Annotated in this window: 18 protein-coding genes; 9 read left to right on the top strand and 9 right to left on the bottom strand. The window is 38.5% G+C overall.

The window, feature by feature from the left end:
- The first annotated feature begins 81 nt into the window (after positions 1-81).
- The 3 genes from MM213_RS14635 to araA all read left to right on the top strand — a co-directional run bounded on the left by MM213_RS14635 (position 82) and on the right by araA (position 4,316).
- Complete coding sequence (locus MM213_RS14635) at positions 82-792, top strand: NUDIX hydrolase (RefSeq protein ID WP_241413432.1); 711 nt, start codon at positions 82-84, stop codon at positions 790-792.
- A gap of 121 nt (positions 793-913) precedes the next feature.
- Positions 914-2,788, top strand: a complete 1,875-nt coding sequence (locus tag MM213_RS14630; RefSeq protein WP_241413431.1) for a sodium/sugar symporter — start codon at positions 914-916, stop codon at positions 2,786-2,788.
- A gap of 28 nt (positions 2,789-2,816) precedes the next feature.
- Positions 2,817-4,316, top strand: coding sequence for an L-arabinose isomerase (gene araA, locus MM213_RS14625; RefSeq protein WP_241413430.1), 1,500 nt, complete (start codon positions 2,817-2,819; stop codon positions 4,314-4,316).
- Between the two features lie 207 nt (positions 4,317-4,523).
- On the opposite strand, the gene MM213_RS14620 is transcribed toward araA, so the two are convergent.
- The 9 genes from MM213_RS14620 to MM213_RS14580 all read right to left on the bottom strand — a co-directional run bounded on the left by MM213_RS14620 (position 4,524) and on the right by MM213_RS14580 (position 13,073).
- Complete coding sequence (locus MM213_RS14620; RefSeq protein WP_369413938.1) at positions 4,524-5,021, bottom strand: VOC family protein; 498 nt, start codon at positions 5,019-5,021, stop codon at positions 4,524-4,526.
- A gap of 168 nt (positions 5,022-5,189) precedes the next feature.
- Entirely contained in the window at positions 5,190-5,807 is a 618-nt protein-coding gene (locus MM213_RS14615; RefSeq protein WP_241413429.1) for an alpha/beta hydrolase, read from the bottom strand.
- On the bottom strand, positions 5,800-6,750 hold the full coding sequence (locus tag MM213_RS14610) for a ring-cleaving dioxygenase (protein ID WP_241413428.1): 951 nt from the start codon (positions 6,748-6,750) through the stop codon (positions 5,800-5,802). Before MM213_RS14610 ends, MM213_RS14615 begins: the two co-directional genes overlap by 8 nt.
- 117 nt (positions 6,751-6,867) lie before the next feature.
- A complete protein-coding gene (locus MM213_RS14605) occupies positions 6,868-7,386 on the bottom strand; it encodes a YceI family protein (RefSeq protein WP_241413427.1) in 519 nt (172 codons plus the stop codon).
- A 100-nt stretch (positions 7,387-7,486) separates the two neighbouring features.
- Positions 7,487-7,936 (bottom strand): MarR family winged helix-turn-helix transcriptional regulator, encoded by a 450-nt coding sequence (locus tag MM213_RS14600; protein WP_241413426.1) that lies wholly within the window; start codon positions 7,934-7,936, stop codon positions 7,487-7,489.
- 87 nt (positions 7,937-8,023) lie between these two features.
- Positions 8,024-8,836, bottom strand: a complete 813-nt coding sequence (locus MM213_RS14595; RefSeq protein ID WP_241413425.1) for an alpha/beta fold hydrolase — start codon at positions 8,834-8,836, stop codon at positions 8,024-8,026.
- A gap of 68 nt (positions 8,837-8,904) precedes the next feature.
- Positions 8,905-9,357: a hypothetical protein gene (locus MM213_RS14590; protein WP_241413423.1), complete on the bottom strand. Its 453-nt coding sequence runs from the start codon at positions 9,355-9,357 to the stop codon at positions 8,905-8,907.
- 526 nt (positions 9,358-9,883) lie between these two features.
- Positions 9,884-12,403, bottom strand: coding sequence for an ABC transporter permease (locus MM213_RS14585; protein ID WP_241413421.1), 2,520 nt, complete (start codon positions 12,401-12,403; stop codon positions 9,884-9,886).
- A complete protein-coding gene (locus tag MM213_RS14580; protein ID WP_241413419.1) occupies positions 12,396-13,073 on the bottom strand; it encodes an ABC transporter ATP-binding protein in 678 nt (225 codons plus the stop codon). Before MM213_RS14580 ends, MM213_RS14585 begins: the two co-directional genes overlap by 8 nt.
- Positions 13,074-13,255: 182 nt before the next feature.
- Here MM213_RS14580 and MM213_RS14575 point away from each other — a divergent pair, with 182 nt between their 5' ends.
- The 6 genes from MM213_RS14575 to MM213_RS14550 all read left to right on the top strand — a co-directional run bounded on the left by MM213_RS14575 (position 13,256) and on the right by MM213_RS14550 (position 20,314).
- Positions 13,256-13,930 (top strand): arylesterase, encoded by a 675-nt coding sequence (locus tag MM213_RS14575; RefSeq protein ID WP_241413417.1) that lies wholly within the window; start codon positions 13,256-13,258, stop codon positions 13,928-13,930.
- Positions 13,931-14,162: 232 nt separating this feature from the next.
- Positions 14,163-15,905: a GMC oxidoreductase gene (locus tag MM213_RS14570; protein WP_241413415.1), complete on the top strand. Its 1,743-nt coding sequence runs from the start codon at positions 14,163-14,165 to the stop codon at positions 15,903-15,905.
- A gap of 10 nt (positions 15,906-15,915) precedes the next feature.
- Entirely contained in the window at positions 15,916-16,632 is a 717-nt protein-coding gene (locus tag MM213_RS14565) for a gluconate 2-dehydrogenase subunit 3 family protein (RefSeq protein WP_241413414.1), read from the top strand.
- 54 nt (positions 16,633-16,686) lie between these two features.
- The gene (locus MM213_RS14560) at positions 16,687-17,772 is read left to right on the top strand and encodes a DUF6340 family protein (RefSeq protein ID WP_241413413.1); all 1,086 of its coding nucleotides are present in this window, start codon (positions 16,687-16,689) and stop codon (positions 17,770-17,772) included.
- Positions 17,773-17,966: 194 nt separating this feature from the next.
- On the top strand, positions 17,967-19,157 hold the full coding sequence (locus tag MM213_RS14555) for a hypothetical protein (protein WP_241413412.1): 1,191 nt from the start codon (positions 17,967-17,969) through the stop codon (positions 19,155-19,157).
- On the top strand, positions 19,154-20,314 hold the full coding sequence (locus MM213_RS14550) for a hypothetical protein (protein WP_241413411.1): 1,161 nt from the start codon (positions 19,154-19,156) through the stop codon (positions 20,312-20,314). Before MM213_RS14555 ends, MM213_RS14550 begins: the two co-directional genes overlap by 4 nt.
- The last annotated feature ends 51 nt before the right edge of the window (positions 20,315-20,365 follow it).

Here is a 20,365-nt window from a genome sequence, read left to right as displayed (position 1 = left end):
TGTATATATTGGATTTATAAAAATAATTTGAGTAAATTTCCAAGTGATTCAAAACTTAAACCAAGCAAACGTTTTTTTAATATGAAGTATTCAAACCAAACAAGGTTGTTAGTAGCTGTAGACTGTATCATATTTGGATTTGACGGGACAGATTACAAACTCCTTCTTATCCAGCGTGGATTTGCTCCAGAAAAAGAAAAATGGAGCTTAATGGGTGGGTTTGTGCAACCTGATGAGTCTCTAGACGAAGCTGCAGAAAGAATATTAAAGCAATTGACAGGGCTTCATGATGTGTACATGGAGGAGATGCAAGCATTCAGCCAACCTGATCGAGACCCGATAGAGAGAGTCATCGCTGTGGCTTATGTTGCTTTAATTGATATAGAAAAATATCAGACCCAAATCAATGACGATTTTCATGCACGATGGTATTCTATAAAAGAATTGCCAAACCTTATTTTTGATCACAAAGAAATGGTTGAAATAGCTCTTACAAAACTTAGGTATAAAGCTGCTTTCCACCCTATTTTGTTCGAATTGCTTCCAGAGAAATTCACCTTACCACAGCTTCAAGCTATGTATGAAGGTCTTTACGACACCAAGATTGACAAAAGAAACTTTACCCGTAAAGTCCTTTCTACGAAGCTATTGAAAAAAGAAAACGACAAAGATAAATCTAGCTCAAAAAAAGGTGCTTTTTATTATTCTTTGGACGAAGATCATTATAAGGAGAACTTCACCAACATCCATAATTTTATCCCAAGAAATGAAATCCCTGCTGGAGTGGAATAAATTTTTCACTCCATATTTTTTTTATTCAAATTTTAGGTGTAAATATGACACTTAATTGCTGATTTAAGCAATTCATAGTGTAAAATTAACATTTAAACCCTCTAAACTTCAGACTCTAATTATGGAAGCTGGTTTCTCTACTTTAGATTACATTGTTTTTTCGGTCTATGCGGTTGTCATAGTAGCTGTTGGACTTTGGGTATCAAGATCCAAAACAGGTGTTCAAAAAACAGCACAAGAATATTTCCTTGCAGACAAATCATTGACCTGGTGGGCAGTGGGTGCTTCCCTAATAGCTGCAAACATCTCCGCTGAACACTTCATAGGTACTTCGGGCTCTGGATTTGCAATTGGACTTGGCATAGCCGCTTATGAATGGATTGCTGCAATTACCTTAATCATTGTCGCAAAATACTTTTTACCTGTATTTATCAAAAACGGCATTTATACCATGCCGCAATTTCTACAATCAAGATTTGACAAGCGAGTAAGTACTGCTTTTGCGGTTTTCTGGCTTCTTGTTTATGTATTTGTAAATCTTACCTCAGTGAGTTATTTGGGAGCTTTAGCACTAGAGAAAATCATGGGGGTCCCTCTACAGTACGGCATTATTGGACTTTTGGTGTTTTCAGGAATCTATTCTATCTACGGTGGACTTGAAGCTGTAGCTTGGACAGATGTGGTACAAGTCATTGTGCTTATTGCTGGTGGATTGGTAACTACTTTCCTAGCTCTAGATGCTGTAGGTGATGGCGCTGGAGTATTTGCTGGTATGGCAAATCTTTACGAAGGGGCAAGAGAACATTTTATAATGGTCGTTCCGAAAGGAGAAATCATGATTCCTGACGGTGTGGGAGGGTTGAAAGATGCATTCCAAGATCTACCTGGAGTAGCAGTAGTACTGGGAGGAATGTGGCTGACCAATATTGGCTATTGGGGTTTCAACCAGTATATCATCCAAAAAGGACTTGCTGCTAAAAGCATTGAAGACGCTAAGCGAGGGTTGATTTTCGCAGGTTATCTAAAAATTCTTATCCCACTTTTAGTAGTTATCCCAGGAATTGCTGCTTGGGTATTGATCAACAAATCAACACCTGAAGAGCTATCTATGATGCTGAATGTACCGATAGAACAAATAGGAACTATCAACAAATCCGACGAGGCATACCCTTGGCTATTGAAAAACTTTGTTCCGGCTGGGATTCGAGGTTTGGCTTTTGCTGCATTGGCAGCAGCTATAGTTTCCTCACTCGCTTCGATGATCAATAGCACTTCGACTATTTTCACAATGGATATTTATAAAGTCTATTTCAAACCTGAAGCCAGCAACAGTCAACTAGTAAGATCAGGAAGACTAGTAGCTATAGTAGCTTTATTGATTGCAATGTTGGTAGCACCACAATTGGCTTCATTGGATCAGGTATTTCAATATATCCAAGAATATACAGGCTATATTTATCCAGGTGTCGTAGCTGTATTCTGCATGGGTTTATTCTGGAGACAAATCACAGGAAATGCGGCGCTTTGGACAGCAATCGCCACTATCCCTGCAGGAATTGTCTTCAAAGTAATGTATCCTGACATGCCTTTCTTATTGAGAATGGGCTATGTATTTATCATTTTGGTAGCAATTGCTTCTGTGATAAGTTTTACTGAAAAGAAAACCCACCAAAATCCTGCATACAAAGAGAATGGGACAGGCAGTAAATCCCTGAAAGCATCCTATTTCTTCTTTGTACTTGGGATTTTGTCAACAGTTTTGGGAATAATTTTCTTCAATAAATTTGAGCATATCGGTTTTGAGTCCATTTTCATGATGGCGACCATGTTTATCATGCTTGCTGTAATTCTATATACTAATGTGAAAATGAAAACTGCAGATCCGAAGTCATTGACTGTAGATCCTGTGCTTTTCAATACAGCAACACCATTCAATTTAGGAGCTGCCGGGATCGTATTGATCGTAGGCTTACTCTACTATTTCTTCTGGATGTAAAATATCAAACCTTAAATCATATAAACTTATGAGTAATCTTAAACAAAACGAAGTATGGTTCCTTACAGGGAGTCAGCATTTATATGGAGAAGAGACCCTTCGTCAAGTAGCGGAGCATTCTCAAATTATTGCAAAAGAACTCAATGATTCTGAAAATATAAGTGTCAGTATAGTATTCAAACCTACTGTAAAAACAACAGAAGAAATCTATGCAGTATGCCAAGAAGCAAACCAAAACACCAATTGTATTGGTGTGATCGCTTGGATGCACACTTTCTCGCCTGCCAAAATGTGGATTGGTGGATTGAAAATCCTTCAAAAACCAATGCTTCACCTCCACACCCAATTCAATAGAGATATCCCTTGGGACACAATTGATATGGATTTCATGAACCTCAACCAAAGTGCCCATGGAGACAGGGAATTTGGGTTTATCGTATCCAGAATGAAAATCGAGCGAAAAGTAGTGGTTGGTCATTGGCAAGATCCGAATGTGAAAGCACAGATAGACACCTGGGCAAGGGCTGCTTCTGGATGGAATGATTGGCAGGGAGCCAAATTCGCAAGATTTGGAGACAACATGCGAAATGTGGCTGTAACTGAAGGCGATAAGGTAGAAGCTGAATTGAAGTTTGGATTTGCTGTGAACACTTTTGCCGTAGGTGATTTGGTACAACTCATCAATGCTGCATCTGAGTCTGAAATCAAAGCACTTATCGAGGAATATGAAGCTACTTATACCCTTGCTGACAACTTAAAAGCAAATGGAGCAAAAAGAGCTTCTCTCATCGATGCTGCCCAGATTGAAATAGGCATGCGCAAATTTTTGAAAGATGGAGGTTTCAAAGGCTTCACAAATACATTTGAAGATCTTCATGGAATGAAGCAATTACCTGGTATCGCTACACAGAGATTGATGGCAGAAGGCTATGGCTACGCAGGTGAAGGTGATTGGAAAACTGCCGCTTTGGTAAGAGCCATGAAAGTAATGGGAACAGGGCTTGAGGGTGGAAATGCTTTCATGGAAGACTATACTTATCATTTTGATCCAAGCAACAGCATGGTTCTTGGTGCCCACATGCTGGAAGTAGATCCTGTTTTGGCGAATGGAAAGCCTACCTGTGAAGTACATCCGCTCGGAATAGGTGGAAAAGAAGATCCTGTTAGATTGGTATTCAACGGCAAGCCTGGTGCTTCACTAAACGCCTCTTTGGTGGATATGGGAAATAGATTCAGGCTTGTAGTCAATGAAGTGGAAGCAGTAGAAGTGCCTCAAGCCCTTCCGAAACTCCCTGTGGCGAGAGTAATGTGGAAACCGCTTCCTGACATGAACACTGGCTGTGCAGGTTGGATATATGCCGGAGGCGCGCACCACACATGCTTTAGCCAAAGTTTGACAACTGAGCATCTGACTGACTTTGCAAAAATCGCAGGTTTGGAAAATATTATAATCGATAAAGAAACAAACTTAAGACAACTCCAAAACGAAGTAAAATGGAGTGACGCTTTCTATCGATTAGGATTTTAAATTGATTTGCCTTAATTATTGTAAAAGGAGTTCTGTTTTGCAGAGCTCCTTTTTTTGTGTTTAACTGAAGGCCTTCTTGTCGTCTTAATATCTTGTGCCCAACCACGGCTTGTGCCTCCAGAAACCATTATATTAAGGCAAATAACATTATCAGAATATACTTTAGAAAAAGGTCCGTGAGGACACATACCTTGGGGGGCAACTTGCCTATCTATGCTGATCAATTAAAATCATATTGCCATCAGGATCCGTCAACATAATACTGCCAGGCCCTTTAGTGTTTTGATCTACCTCTGATGATAATGAAACATCATTTTTCTTTAAATGGCTTTGTATTTCTCTTATATCATCAAACTCGTTGATTTCTTGGGCATTTTCATCCCAACCTGGATTGAATGTCAAAATATTATTTTCAAACATCCCCTGAAATAGCCCGATCAGGGAGTTTTCATTTTTCATGATTAAATAATTTTTGTCAAAATCTCCTGCAAATGCTGTAAATCCTAGTTTCTCATAAAACTCTTTTGAAGTTTTGAGATCTTTCACACTCAAACTGATGGAAAATGCACCTAGTTTCATTTTTTCTGGTTTTAGATTTGTTTCTACTATTCTTGGTCTATTTTCTTCAAATACGAAATAATTGGAAACATATCCAAGCGCAAAAGCTCCCGCTAGGCCTAATATTAATAACAAATGCTTCTTCATAGGAATGATGATTTAAAAGGAAAACATCGTAAATGCTCTTGGTTTACAGAGAAATTTAACTTTTCCCAATAGAAATTTACATGATTCTTTTCAAAAAGCATCATTGTTATATAACAAAAAAAGCCAACGATTCCGCTGGCTATTTTTCATAATAATAAGAAACAAATATTATTTTTTTGATAGGATATTGACATTTACCCAATCAATCTCTTCCTGTCGAATTGTATGGTTTGTATCTTGAAAGATCAATGTTTTGGTGGCAGCTCCCATTTTTTCCATGATCTCTATCGATTCTTCGATCCTAGATAAAGGTACGTGCATATCTTTATGGCTAGAACCTATGAAAATTGGTGTTCCTGAGAATGTACCTAAATACTTTGATCTGTTGATTTTTTCTCCAATCAAACCTCCCGTGAAAGCTATTACCCCTCCATATTTTTTGGCATTTCTAGATGCATACTCCAATGAAAGACATGCGCCTTGCGAAAATCCTATAAAATAGATTTGATCAGATGAAATTCCAGCTGAAGTAACTTCTTCTACCAATTCTTCTACTTCGTGCAAAGCATGCGTCAATGAAGGCTCGTTGTTTTGATCGGGAGCCATAAAGCTATACGGATACCAAGTATTCCCAACTGCTTGCGGTGCCAATATCGCAAAATCTTCCAAATCAAGGTAATTCTGAAGTCCTATAATACTATCAGCCGATGCTCCTCTGCCGTGAAGCATTATTGCAACTTTTTTAGCTTTATCAAGTGTAGTTCCAGTCCTCTTTATTTCAGACATATTTCTCTACGTTTAATTGTACTTTGGCCAATTTCGGTTCGATTTTATCTCTGTGAACTTCTGCCCAATCAGGCAATTTGAGTAATTCTCCCAAATGTGCTTCATCTTCATCAATGGCAAAACCAGGTTCATCGGTTGCTATTTCAAACAAAACTCCTCCCGGCTCCCTGAAGTAAATGGATGTAAAATAGTTTCTATCTTTTACTTCCGTCACATGATAGCCATTATTGATTAGGATTTGTTGAACCTCCAATTGCGTCGCTGAATTCGCTGTCCTGAAAGCGATATGGTGAATGGTTCCTGCACTCTGTACTCCTTGACGACCATTTTTGTCTATAACAATATCTACAATGTCGCCAGGCTTGCCTTCCGTGCCATAACGGTAGCGACCCTCTTCCTCTGCTAAGAACTTATAATCCATAAATTGGGTGAGCAACTTTTCTGTAAGTTCTTTTGCTTTGAGGTTGAGAGTCGCACCATAAAATCCTTTAATGACGTGTTCTTTTGGAATAAATCCATAAGTCCATCCACTTCTAGAATCATTATTATTGGCCACTAGTTCTATTCCCATACCATCATGATCCTCAAACCTTATCAGCTTATCCCCAAATCTTGTCAAAACATCCGATGTTGGAATATTGTATTTTGCCAATCTTTCCTTCCAATATCCAAGTGAGTCGATTGATACAGAAAATGCCGTATAAGTCATCTCTCCTGTTCCTTTTGTCCCCTTCCTTGCCCCATCAAAGGGGAAAGTTGTGAAGACTGTCCCAGGAGTTCCAAGTTCATCTCCGAAGTAGAAATGATATACATCTGGAGAATCAAAGTTTATTGTCTTTTTGACAAGCCTCAAACCAAGGATTCCTGTGTAGAAATCTACATTTTTTTGAGGATTTCCGGCTATAGCCGTGATATGGTGAATACCTGTGATAAGTGCTGCCATGATGGTTTTGGTTATTTTTTTTATAAAAGAAGCTGAAGGCTTTTAAGCTTTCAGCCTCTTATTGAATTTAGATTTTATTGTGTATTTACACAGTGAATTCTTGCCTTGAGGGTAATACTATTGTTTTACCAATTGCACACTCAAGATGATTCTAACTGCATCAGATACAACTACAGAACCTGCTTCTGTCACTGCATTCCACTTCAAGTTGAAATCTTTTCTGCTGATTTTTCCTTCGATTTCAAATCCAGCTTTGGTATTTCCATAAGGATCTCCTGCAACACCACCGAAGTCAACATCAAGTTCTACTGCTTTGGTCACTTCTCTGATAGTCAAATCACCTTTCAATTTATCACCTTCTACAATTCCTGAGAAAGAAAGTTTTGGATATTCTCCAACATTGAAAAAATCATCTGATTTCAAATGCCCATCTCTATCTGCCTGATTGGTATCAATGCTATCCACATCTGCTGTGAAAGAAACTTTAGCTCCACTGAAATCATCTGAAGTAGATTCCGCTGAACCCTCAAACTTCCTAAAGTAACCTGTTACTGTGGAGATTACCAAGTGCTTTACTTTAAAAGAAACTTCTGAATGTGTAGGGTCTATTGCCCATTTTGTTGTTGTAGTACTCATGATTGTTAATTTAGTTTAGTTTTTAGTTATGAATGATTAATATTGTTATTTATTACTGTTTTCACATTTAATGTATATACATATATAGGGGTAAAAAAATTTACCCTCTGAGCTTATCTAACAAAGCATTGAGCTGAATGGTTTCTTCTTCGGTAAGATTTACAAGCTGCCTGTTGAATCCATAAACAGCAGATTCCAATACTTTTAGAATTTCCAAACCTTTTTCAGTAATCAAAATATCTACTTGCCTCCTGTCAGAAGGGCACTCTTCCCGAATGACCAATTCCTTTTGCTTAAGCTTCTCTACAAGTCTTGAAGCATTAGACATTTTATTCAGCATCCTTTCCTGGATTGAAGAAACAGTAATTGGTTTACCATTTTGGCCTCTCAAGATTCTCAATACATTGTACTGTTCTGGAGACAAACCCAAAGGCTTGAACAACGAACTTTGGTTGGAGACTATATAGCTGTTGGTATATAGAAGGTTGACAACCGCTTTGTTGTAAGGATCTTTGAATTCCTTTTGTTTGATTGCTTCTTCTATTCTCATTTGTATTTATTGCTTTTGTATTAAATGTATATACATGCAAATGTAAGCAAAAGTTTCAATATTGCTAAAATATTTAATTTTATTTCGTCATTTTCTGAATTTGTGTGAGTGAAGCCAATCTGAAAGTAGGGAATTGACGTGTTCAGGCCTTTCTACCGTACTGCTATGTCCTGCACCTTGGACTATGTGTAAGGATGCATTAGGTATTGCCATTTGTATAAATTTTGCTTTTTCAGGTTTCGTCGCCACATCCTCATCACCTACCAGAATCATGGTTGGGCATTTGATAGATCTTATCTCCTCTTCCACACCTTTTCTATAGATGACTGCTTCTACAGATTTGGTGATGGATTTTTTATTGGATCTCAATTCGTTGTACCACTTTTTATACAGCTTTTCATTCTTCGGGTTCTCTATCCAACTTTGTGCAAACATTATTTTCATTACAGATTTTGCAACTGAAGGCACCACACCAAACCAGCGAACCACGCCATTTAAAAATTTATATTTTGGTATGTTTTCTACCGGTTCTGCATTTGCGGATGTTTCTATCAGAATCAAAGATTTGATCAGTTCAGGATGTCTTGCTGCCAACCTCATCCCAACGAATCCCCCCATTGACAAACCCACAAAATGAACGGCTTTTCCTGCAAGCTGATTAATTAACTCAACAGCATCTTCTGTAAGCAAATCCATATCATATGGACCTTCATTTACTTCTGACTGTCCTTGACCTCTATGGTCGTAAGCGATGATCGTGTATTCTTTTTTAAAAAATTGGATTTGATCCAAAAACATCTTGAAACTCCAAAGTAAGCCATGGGAGAAGACTATGACTTCTTCACCATTTCCTTCTTTGACATAGTAGAGTTTCACATCTTTTGTTTGCAAATATGGCATAACCTAGTAATTAAGGGTCTAAGCTATATATTACGAAAAAAAAGCTGATAAGTATTACAAAAACGACTTTACTTTCTGAAAGTGTACCGAACTCCTATGCTTGCCCTCAAATTAGTGTAGCGGCTCCCCCCAAATGTATTGGGAGTTGCTTCCATCAAAACTGCAAAATTACGGTGGTTTTCTATTGGCTTGATAGTAAAGCCTAAAGGAATACCAATCCTGAATTCATCGTAGAAATAGTACCCTAACATCAATCCAGCATGAAAATTGAACCATTCATCTTTGTAAATATTTCTATTAAAAAGACCTTCTATCCCAAAACTAGTTTCAAGGACATCATTTGCACCAAATCGGATTTCCCCGAAGTATTTTTGGTCAATATCTGTTCCTATTCCCACTTGTCCCTTAAGACCACTGTGGTACACTCCTGCAAATGTTGGCCGCAATGCACTTTGGGAAAATGACCGGCTAGAAACAATCGCCAACAACACCAAACTTATAAAAAACACTTTTTTGAACATAACTAAGTTTATTATTCACGAAAGATAAGAATGATTTTTTAGGTATCAATTATTTCAAAGAATGTAACACAAAAAATCAAACCTAAGTCGTCTCCATCATCAACTTTAATTCATGGATTGCAACCTTGGGATCCTCCAAGGACAAATTAATCGGAGTTTAGCTGCAACATGCACGTTTGGAGTGTTTCCATCACAGCTCTCATCTAATCTGCGTTCTCTTTGTCAGGTTTTGAAAATAGTTGACACTTTTTTTATTTAAAATAGAGCAGTTTAACCCTTTCAGGGTTGTTGTTTCCTTGATTATCATTTATCCCCGGGATGCTACCCGGGGCTAATCAAAGTTTAACCCTGCCTGCAGCAGGCAGGCACTTTGTGGTTGGACATGACACACGTTTCTTGCTTCTCGTCTCTAGCTTCTCGTCTCTAGCTTCTCGCCTCTTGCTTCTCGTCTCTAGCTTCTCGCCTCTTGCTTCTCGCCTCTTGCTTCTCGTCTCTAGCATCTCGCTTCTAGCTTCTCGCCTCTCCACTATCCCCTCAAAATCTCCATTGGTGCTTTCTTGATTATTTTCCGGCCATTGAGCCATCCTAAAACTATAGTCAAAATGGTGATACTCAAATAAACAATGAAAGCCTCAAGATAAGCTCCTTTAAATGGCAATTGAAATACAAATTCGCTCAAAAGGTAAGTCGCAAAGAATGACAAAATAATACCACTTAAAGATGCAAGTGATCCCAAAAAGAAGTACTCCATTGTATTGATTTTGCCTACCATTCCACTATCCGCTCCCAGTGTTCTCAGTAAGATACTTTCCCGCATTCTTTGGTATTTGCTGATAATCAAAGAACTGATCAATACCAAAATCCCAGTAGCTATACTGAAAAACGCCATAAATTGAATCACAAAGCTGATTTTACCAAGAATTTCTTCCAGTGTTTCTACAATTGCCCCTAAATTGATGACAGAAATATTTGGGTATTTCCTTACAATTTCCGCTTGCATATCAGCTGATTGACGATCATTTTTGGTTTTGGTGATGACAACATGAAATTTCGGTGCATTATTGAGAACTCCTTCTGGAAACAATACCAAGAAATTGGTGGAAACTTGATTAAACTTAACATCTCTGAAACTTCCAATATAGGTCTTGATTGGCCTACCCTGTACATTAAATACGATCTCATCTCCCAGACTCAGACCTGTCCGCATGGCATACCCTTGATCAAAAGAAACAAAAATAGAATCCCCAGGATTTTCCACTTTTCTTAATTTTCCTTTCAATAGTCGCTCAGATGAAATCAAAGTATCTCTATAGGTAACCCTAAACTCTCTGTTGTACAGACCTCTCGATCTTTTATCCTCATCGGGAAGGGTATCATTCCCTTTTTTGGTCAGTCCATTGATAGATTCTAGGGCCATGGTGACGATAGGTACTTGCTGCAATATTGGTAAGTCTCTATTTTTCACACTAGTTATTACTGAATCAACTTGATAATCCTGAATATCAAAAAGAAGCATATTGGGTTGGTCTTCTTTGTCAGCAAATTTCGCTTCATCCAATAGCTGCCCTTGAATAAAAAAGAGTGTACTGATCATCGCTGTTCCCAAACCTATAGTGGCAATCAAGGAGACTGTTTGGTTATTCGGTCTGTATAAATTGGCCAAAGCCTGTCTGATCGGATAAGTCAAACTAATAGGCAAAAACCTTTTTATAATCCACATGATCCCAATTGCCACTGCCCAAAGCGCTGCAAATGCAAAAACCACAAAACCTGTGAAACCCAAAGCCGCTTTCCAACCATCCAAAAGGATGTAGCTAAACCCAAATATGAAAAGTAATATCCCCAAAATCACAGCCCATCTCAATGGATCTTTTTTGAGGGTGGTCTCCCCTTCTTCAGGTCTCAATGTAGCCATTGGAGAGACTTTTCTCATCTTTAACAAAGGCAAAAGGGCAAAAAGAAATGCCACTATTAGCCCTGTGAGGATTCCAAAACCTACACTTGGCCAAGAAACGGCCATACTTACCTCTACAGGTAGAAAATCTTTGAAAACCGTCGGTAATACAAATTGCAAAGCTGTACCCAAAAATGATCCAATAACCGAACCTACTAAGCCCATCAATAGAATCTGGAACAAATAAATCTTCATTGCATCCCATGCTGACACACCCAAACACCTGAGCACGGCGACAGATGCCAATTTTTCCTTTACAAAAACATTGACCGCACTTGCTACACCTACACATCCAAGCAAAAGAGCGATGAATGCAACCAAACTCAGGAAGTTGGTAAGATTATCAAAGGATCTGCCTGTCTGTCTTCTTCTATCTTCCACAGTATCAGCATCTATCCGATCCTCCTGCCATTGTTCACCATAGCGCTCAACAAGCTCATCCGGATTGACATCATCGGACAACTGATAATAACGAAGATATTTCAAGCGGCTTCCAAACTGAATCAAACCTGTTTCTTGGGCATATTCCATTGGAATATAAACAGCAGGTGCCACGGTCGCAGCTATTCCCGTTTGTCCGGGGACTTTTTGCAACTCCCCTTCAATCACAAAAGTGACATCTCCTACTTTTATACTATCCCCTACTACGGCGTTGAATTGTGCCATCAGAATTTTTTCTACCAATGCCTTTCTTCCACCTGCTCTGAATGTGCTCTCAGCCCCCACAGGGAGAGTTTCAAGTTTGCCATAAAAAGGGAAATCACCTTCCAAAACCCGTACTTGGGTCAATCTACTTTCTCCACTTGATGGAAACGCTACCATGCTGGCGAAATTGATTTCGTCGGCTTGAGCCATTGCAATGGAATCCGTTGGCTGACTGCCAAGAGGTTTGCTATTATCCAAAACCAAATCGGCACCTACCAGTTCTTTGGATTGGTTTTCAATGTCATTTTTAAGATTATCACCAAAAGAACTTATCCCCACCAATGCAGCAATCCCGATTACCATAGAAGAGACAAATAGCAATAGACGGGAAAAATTCTTTCGAAAATCCCTGATCGCCATTTTCAAAACCCAAGCTAAATTACCCATGTATTTCTTCTTGAATTTTTCCGCCTTTGATATTGATTATTCTGTCCGTTCTTTTGGCCAACTCTGGATCATGGGTTACCAAAATTAAAGTTGTTCCTTTTTCCTTATTAAGATCAAAAATCAGATCTTCTATCATTTCACCTGTTTCTGTATCCAAATTTCCTGTTGGCTCATCGGCAAAAAGTATTTTTGGTTCATTGGCAAATGCCCTTGCGATAGACACTCGCTGCTGCTCTCCTCCTGACAATTGGGTCGGATAATGCGTTACACGGTCCTTCAAACCCACCTTTTCCAAAAGCTCCAAAGCTCTTTCTTTAGCATCCTTTCGCTTTTTGAGTTCGAGGGGAACCATTACATTTTCCAATGCAGTAAGGGTAGGAAGCAGTTGAAAATTCTGAAAAATAAATCCCACATCCCTACTTCTTGCTGCCGCCCGCTGATCTTCACTCAACTTCTCAAAGGCATTGCCGTTGAGTATCACTGAGCCAGTGGATGAGGAGTCCAAGCCTGCACAAAGCCCGAGTAACGTTGTCTTACCAGAACCAGACGGCCCAACAATGGCGATACTTTCACCTGCTTGAATATCGAAATTCACCTGATCGAGGACAGTTAACCTTCTGTTTCCACTTTGATAAGTTTTGGAAACATCTTTGACACTAAGAATGCTCATAGATAATAGGGTGTTTTAATTCGGGAAGTTAACAATTTGTAGGATAAGAATGGTTTACATACGGATGAATAAAAAAAAAGTCTAAAAGAACACCTCTAATTAATCGGAAAAAATTTTAGTAAATGAACATTTGAATGAGAAATTGTACTTTTGCTAACCATCGTTTAAAATCAACAATTATAATGAAAACATATATTCAAAGCTTCTTTTTGATATTAGCGCTTGCAACCTTCTCTTGTAATTCATCAAAGGAGGAGAAAATGGAGGCTACCCAAGAAATAGAAACAGCATCTACACCTGCTTCTAAAAAACTGATACTTTTTTTCGGAAATAGCCTTTCTGCAGGTTATGGAATAGATGAAGATGATGCCTTTCCAGGGTTGGTCGCTGCCAGAATTGATAGTTTAGAATTGGGATATCGTGTCATTAATGGTGGATTGAGCGGAGAAACCACAGCAAGTGGACTGAGCCGCCTCGATTGGTTTCTGGAAGAGGAACCAGCTGTATTTGTTTTGGAATTGGGAGGAAATGATGGATTGAGAGGAATTGACCTATCGGAAACAAAAAAGAATCTAAAGTCTATCATTCAACTTGTAAGGAGTAAATACCCGGAAACAAAAATCTTACTAGCAGGAATGCAAATCCCCCCAAACATGGGTCAAGAATACACCGAAAATTTCAAAAAACTTTATCCTGAGGTAGCTCAAGAGGAAGAAGTTACTTTGATTCCATTCTTACTTGAGGGTGTTGCAGGAGATCCTGACCTCAATCTTCCAGATGGTATACATCCTACGGAAGAGGGACATTTGATTGTATTCGAAACAATCTGGCCATACATTGATAAAATGATTAATTAATGAAGTCCCATAAAAAAACAAGTGTCAAAAAGTCTTCATAGAACCTAATTAACTATTTCTCAGTTAACAAATCAACCAACTCCACAGCTTTCGCAAATTATTTCAATTCATTTGACAATAAAAACCGAATTATATCCCCTATTTCATCTTTTTAAAATTTTTATCATAACTTTTTTTTCTTTTTAGTTTTTTTTAGCAAACTTACTGTTCAAAGAATCTAATATAACCATATATGAGCATAGAAATCAAATCTTCATCCGAGCCTTATGATGTGATCATAGTAGGCTCTGGTGCGGGAGGTGGAATGGCCTCCAAAATTTTATCAGAAGCTGGATTAGCTGTCGCGGTCATAGAGGCAGGAGGTGATTTTGATCCTGCAAAAGATGAAGATAGAACCCAGTTACGTTACCCGTGGGAATCACCAAGAAGGGGTAACGGGACAAGGATAAGGCCATTCGGTGATTTTGATGCTGCTATAGGTGGCTGGGATATAGAAGGTGAGCCATATACTAGAGGAAAAGACACAAGCTTCGATTGGTTCAGGTCTAGGATGGTTGGAGGACGTACGAATCACTGGGGAAGAATATCCTTAAGGTTTGGCCCGAATGATTTCAAAAGAGCAAGCATAGACGGCTTGGGGCATGACTGGCCAATTGGTTACGACGATTTAAAGCCATATTACGACAAAGTCGATAAATTGATAGGTGTTTTTGGCTCAAAAGAGGGTATTTTCAATGAGCCGGATGGTTTTTTCCTACCTCCACCAAAACCAAGATTGCACGAGTTATTTATGATGAAGGGAGCAAAAAAAGCCAGCATTCCTGTAATCCCATCTAGATTGTCTGTCCTTACAAAACCTATCAATAATGATCGAGGAGTTTGTTTTTTCTGTAGACAATGTAACAGGGCTTGTCAGGCTTATGCTGATTTCTCATCTGGTACTTGCCTCGTCCATCCTGCGATGAAAAAGGGAAAGGTCGATCTCTACACCAATTCAATGGTAAGAAAAGTAACCACTGATGATTCAGGGAAAGCCAATGGTGTTTCTTTTATCAGCAAAATGGACATGAAAGAATACAAGCTCAAAGCCAGGGTGGTCGTACTCGGTGCATCAGCTTGTGAATCGGCAAGAATAATGCTCAATTCAAAATCCAAATCCCATCCAGATGGAATTGGAAACAGCAGTGGAATGGTAGGTAGATATCTCCATGATTCCACTGGAGCAGATAGAATGGGGATTTTGCCAGACCTAATAGACAGGGAAAGATACAATGAAGATGGAGTGGGCGGAATGCATGTTTATACACCATGGTGGTTGGACAACAAAAAGCTCGACTTTGCTAGAGGATATCATATCGAATACTGGGGAGGCATGGGAATGCCATCTTATGGAGTAGGCTTCTCCATGGATACTATGCGCAAATTTATCAAAGATGAATTTGGAAACCCAAGTCCAAATGGCGGATATGGAGAAGGATTGAAAAAAGACATCAGACGAATTCAAGGCTCAACACTTGGCATGTCTGGAAGAGGAGAAAGTATTCCGATGTACAGCAATTACTGCGAAATAGACCCAAATGTTGTGGACAAATATGGTATTCCTGTTTTGAAATTCCATTACCAATGGACTGATCACGAAATCAAGCAAGCTAAGCACATGCATGATACTTTTGAAGAGATCCTGACCAATGCTGGTGCTGTGCTGATGGGCGAAAAGCCAGGGCCAGAAACCAAATACGGATTAGCCACTCCAGGTAGAATCATCCATGAAGTAGGTACCACAAGAATGGGGAACAATCCAGCCACTTCAGTATTAAACAGCAACTGTCAGGCACATGATTGCGACAATCTTTTTGTAGTAGATGCAGGACCATTTGTATCACAAGCAGACAAAAACCCAACATGGACAATCTTGGCTTTGAGCTGGAGAACATCAGATTTTATCGTGTCAGAATTGAAAAAGAAAAACATCTAATCTCAGTAATATGAACAGAAGAGAAAACCTTAAGCTTTTATTTACTGGTACATTGGCATCTGGATTCTTATTGACCAACTGTGCCCCTGAGGATAAAAAACTAGAATATACTCCAAGAATCGAAGGTGGAACCGTAGGAGGAAGGACTGAAGAGGAGAAATTGATTGATCAAAAACTTTTGTCGGAAACTTTTCTAAATGAAGATGAAAGAAAAAAACTCGATGTACTTGTCGATATAATCATACCTGCCGATGCAGACTCACCAAGCGCCACTGAGGTAGGAGTAGTTGATTTTATAGAATTTATGATGAAAGACTATCCAGCTTACCAAACACCAATGCGAGGTGGATTGATGTGGCTAGACCATCATAGTGAAGACAATTATGGTAAAGTATTCATGGCACTGAGTAAGTCTGAAAAAATGGAAATCATAGATCAAATCGCATGGCCGGACAAAGCCAAGCAAGATATGGAGGGTGGTGTAAAATTTTTCAACATGCTTAGAAACCTCGCTTCAACGGGGTATTTTACCACAGAGGCTGGTTTCAAATATTTGGGTTATATAGGAAACACCCCAAATATTTGGGATGGAGTACCAGCTGAAGTCATGAAAAAACATGGTTTTGAGCTCCCTGAAAAATATCTTGACACATATCTCAAACCTGAGGAAAGAGGAGAACTTGCCCAGTGGGACGAAGAAGCAAATATCATCCGTTCCAATTCATAAAATATATTTCTTGAAAAAGCCTTTGCATTGCAGAGGCTTTTTTAATTTTGTAAGATGAACACTTCCATCAATGCAGACTTCAGAGCCAAATGCACATCTTTGATTTTATTTCTTTTAGTACTGTTTTCTACAACTTCATGCACTAAGAATGTTACCATGAGCAGGTTGATGCCTGCCGAAATCAATGTACCTACTTACGTTCAAAGGCTTTTGATTGTAGACAGAACTGCTCCCCAAAATGAGGGTTTTTCTGTCATTGAGGGTATCCTCACAGGTGAAGCACCTTTTGAAGTGAAAAATGCAGTAGAATCTACCATCGTTAAATTGCAACAAGAGCTGAATACATCTCCGAGATTTGAAGTAATCAGAGCACGTGAAAGGCTTAGAGGCGGCCTTTTTTCCCAAACATTCCCTACCCCACTAACTTGGAGACAAATCGAAGAGCTTTGTAATGCATATGATGTCGATGCAGTGCTTTCATTGGAAAAATTCAGTTCAGATTTTGTAGTTACTGACAAAAAGCAACTGATCAAGAAAACTGAAGGTGAAGGAAGAAATTCGCGACAGGTGGAAGTTCAGGGAGTGTATGCAGAAGGAATTGCTTCGGTAAAGGTTGGGTTCAGGCTTTATGACCCACAGAGCAAAAACATCACAGATCAACAAGACTTCGAAAAAACAAATCTTTGGTCAGCAGAAGCAGAGACTAAAACACAAGCGCTTGCGCTAATGATAGACAAAGTCAAAGCAACCCAATATGTAGGTCAGATAGCTGGAGCTAGCTATGCCCGTAGAATTGCCCCGATGTATTTGAGCATCAATAGGACACTTTTTCAAAAACCAAAGGACAACCAATCGCTAGCTATAGGTGCAAGAATGGCTGAAGTAAATGAATGGGAAGATGCTATCCAAACTTGGGAAGAAGGACTAGTTGATGTTCTTGAAGATAAAACAGCCGCTAGACTTTGCTACAACATCGCTGTTGGCTACGAAGTCCTTGGTGATCTGGAAACCGCTAAAAATTGGGCTGGAAAATCCTACACATTGTATGGTTTCAAGCAAGGTAGAACTTATGCACAAGAGTTGGATACCCGTATGATGCAGGAAGATAGGCTCAGAAAACAACTGGAAAAAGAATTCTGATTGTTGTAATTCACTTGGTTTAATTACTTTTTTAACTAAATTTATTTTTTACTAATTAAGGTACTTAATTTGGCTTTCTACAAACTTTGCACAATTGACAGTTCTGATAGCCAATATCCTACCTGCTCTAACCAAAGGTCATGGTAAGAAAGTAGAAAGAGAATACTTCACCATTTATAAAATCAAAATCGATTATGATTAAACCAAAAATCAAACTCATTTCCCTTTCTTCTATTTCATTAGGAGTCATTGCGATTCTAACTTTTCAATCTTGTGGGGAGAAGAAAACAGAAGAGGCCTCAATCCAAGACGCTTCATCTTTTGAATTCGAAATCCAAGACTCAGTGATGGTAGATTATTTGGGATCAATGAGTTGGTCTGATATCAGCAAAGATGGAAAGCATATTCTTGCTTATGACAACCAAACATCTGACATACTGTTACTTTCTTCTGAAGGGGAAGTTTTGGGAAAATTCAATAAATCAGGAGACCAGCCAGATGCAATCGGAAGCAACCCTATTTCAAGACCTCAGTTTGTCAGAGCAGATGAATGGGCGATCCTAGGTAAAAAAGGAGTTTATTCATTTAGCTTTGATGGCGAATTGACAAGAACAGCAAAACCTGATTTCACCGTTTCTATTTCGCTTTCTATATCCAACGCCAAAACTCTCCAATTTTTGAATGAGGATAAGGCTTTGATCTACTATTTGGGAAGAGAAAACAATAGTTCTTTTTATGTAAGTCCAACTGCAAACCAATTGGAAATTGCTGATTTGAAAGAAGGTGGTTTCGAAGCAGCACTTCCTTTTCCCGATGGTTCAAAATACAAGAATCCAGAGAAAATCCATACTGTCTTGACTACAATGCCCGCGATGACCATCAGTAATGGAAAACTTTATCTAGCTTTCAAAAACGAGCCAAAGCTTTGGATTTATGACATTGATAACTTAAGTACTCCATTGGAAGAAATTAACATAAATTTTAGCAAATTCATCGAAAAAGAAGGAATGAGCCCTAGTGAGGTAGATGATAAAAGTTTCGGAATCAATCCGAAAGACTTCACTTATGGTACTATCGACAATGTTTTTGTACATAATGAATTGATTTTCATCAACTATAGCGAAGGAGTATCTGATACAGAATATGAGAAGATAAAGGACGAAAACTCCGATTTTAACGAGATGATTTCGGGCATTTTCAAAGCAAACAAAAGTGCATACGCTGTACTGGATAAAAACGGGCAACTTAAGCCATTGGAGTTTCCAAAAAGAACCAGAAGCATTGAATTCATTGATAGTGAAGGTAATTTTTGGCTTAGCTATAACAAAGAAGAAGAATTGGATTACGAGTTGATATTTAAAACTAAACTGAGGTCTAAAAAATGAAAAAATCAATTTACTTGTTAAGTGGCATTTTGCTGGTCTATTATTCTTGTAGCAGCAAAACAGAAGAAATAAGCAATAGGGATTTCAGTTACGAGCTGGAGATTATAGACTCTTTGACAATAGATTTTTTGGGAAACCCTCAACTGCTGAGTGTAGATTCTGAAAATGATCATTTTCTTTTTTCTGGAGCGGAATTCAACGAGCTTCTATTGGTCAATAGAGAAGGGGAAATAGTTTCTGAATTCAAAAAACCCATGGACTCACCAGATTCTTATGGTCAATTTCCTCTTGGTGGATCTGTCTATAAAGATCAAATCGCAATTACAGGAATGAACAAAATGAACTTATATGATCTGGAGTTTAACCTCAAAAAAAGTATCAAACAGCCATATTCGAATAATTTCATCTACATGCTTTTTATCGGGTACGACCATCTTCAACCAGTAGAGATTGACGGGAAGATCAAATATGTAGCCTACATTATGGGTGCCCAAACAGAGTTGAGAAGCAATGATGCCAAATACTTCCTTGAATACAATACTTTTGATTTTATAGATACGGAAGAAGAAACTTTCGAGCCAATCATACCATTTCATAAGAGAAGCAGATACTTTGAGTCAGAGACAGCTTACAACACGATCAAACCAACTTTTCAAGTTGGTGATGGTTTGATCCATTTTGCGCATACACATGATAGCATGTACTATGAATATGATCTCAAAAACCCTGAAAACTTCAAAGCAGAGAAAATACCTTTCGATAATTTTATTTTAGACAAAGGATTTGCCCTAGGTGGCGAAGAAGATCGAGAAAACGAAAAAGATAGACCAGGTCAAATATCCAACCTTTTTATGCATAAAGATCAAGTCATGATAGTTTATAGATCGGGTTTAAAACTTGATCAAATGCCAGAACCGAATGAAGATCAACAGGAAAGGTATAATCAAATCATGAAAAAAGATAAAGCAAAGTTAATTGTCAGAGAAGAAAATGGCGCTTATAGTAAGCCATTCCTTCTCCCTGACGCTTGGAGGATATCTTTTGTTGACAAAAAAGGGAGAATTTGGGCACATCAAAATGTCAATGCGCTCGAATACGAGCCTGATATGGTTACTTTGTACGAATTGAAACTTGTAAAAAAAGAGCTAAAAGATTAATCAGATAATCCAAATTTAAAATCCTTATAAACCTCTGGAAAGAGCTATTCA

Origin of the sequence: Belliella alkalica, from assembly GCF_022549785.1 — a bacterium.
Classification (GTDB): domain Bacteria; phylum Bacteroidota; class Bacteroidia; order Cytophagales; family Cyclobacteriaceae; genus Belliella; species Belliella alkalica.
Note: the sequence above shows the minus strand (reverse complement) of the source record. Positions and strands in the feature narration are given on the sequence as shown.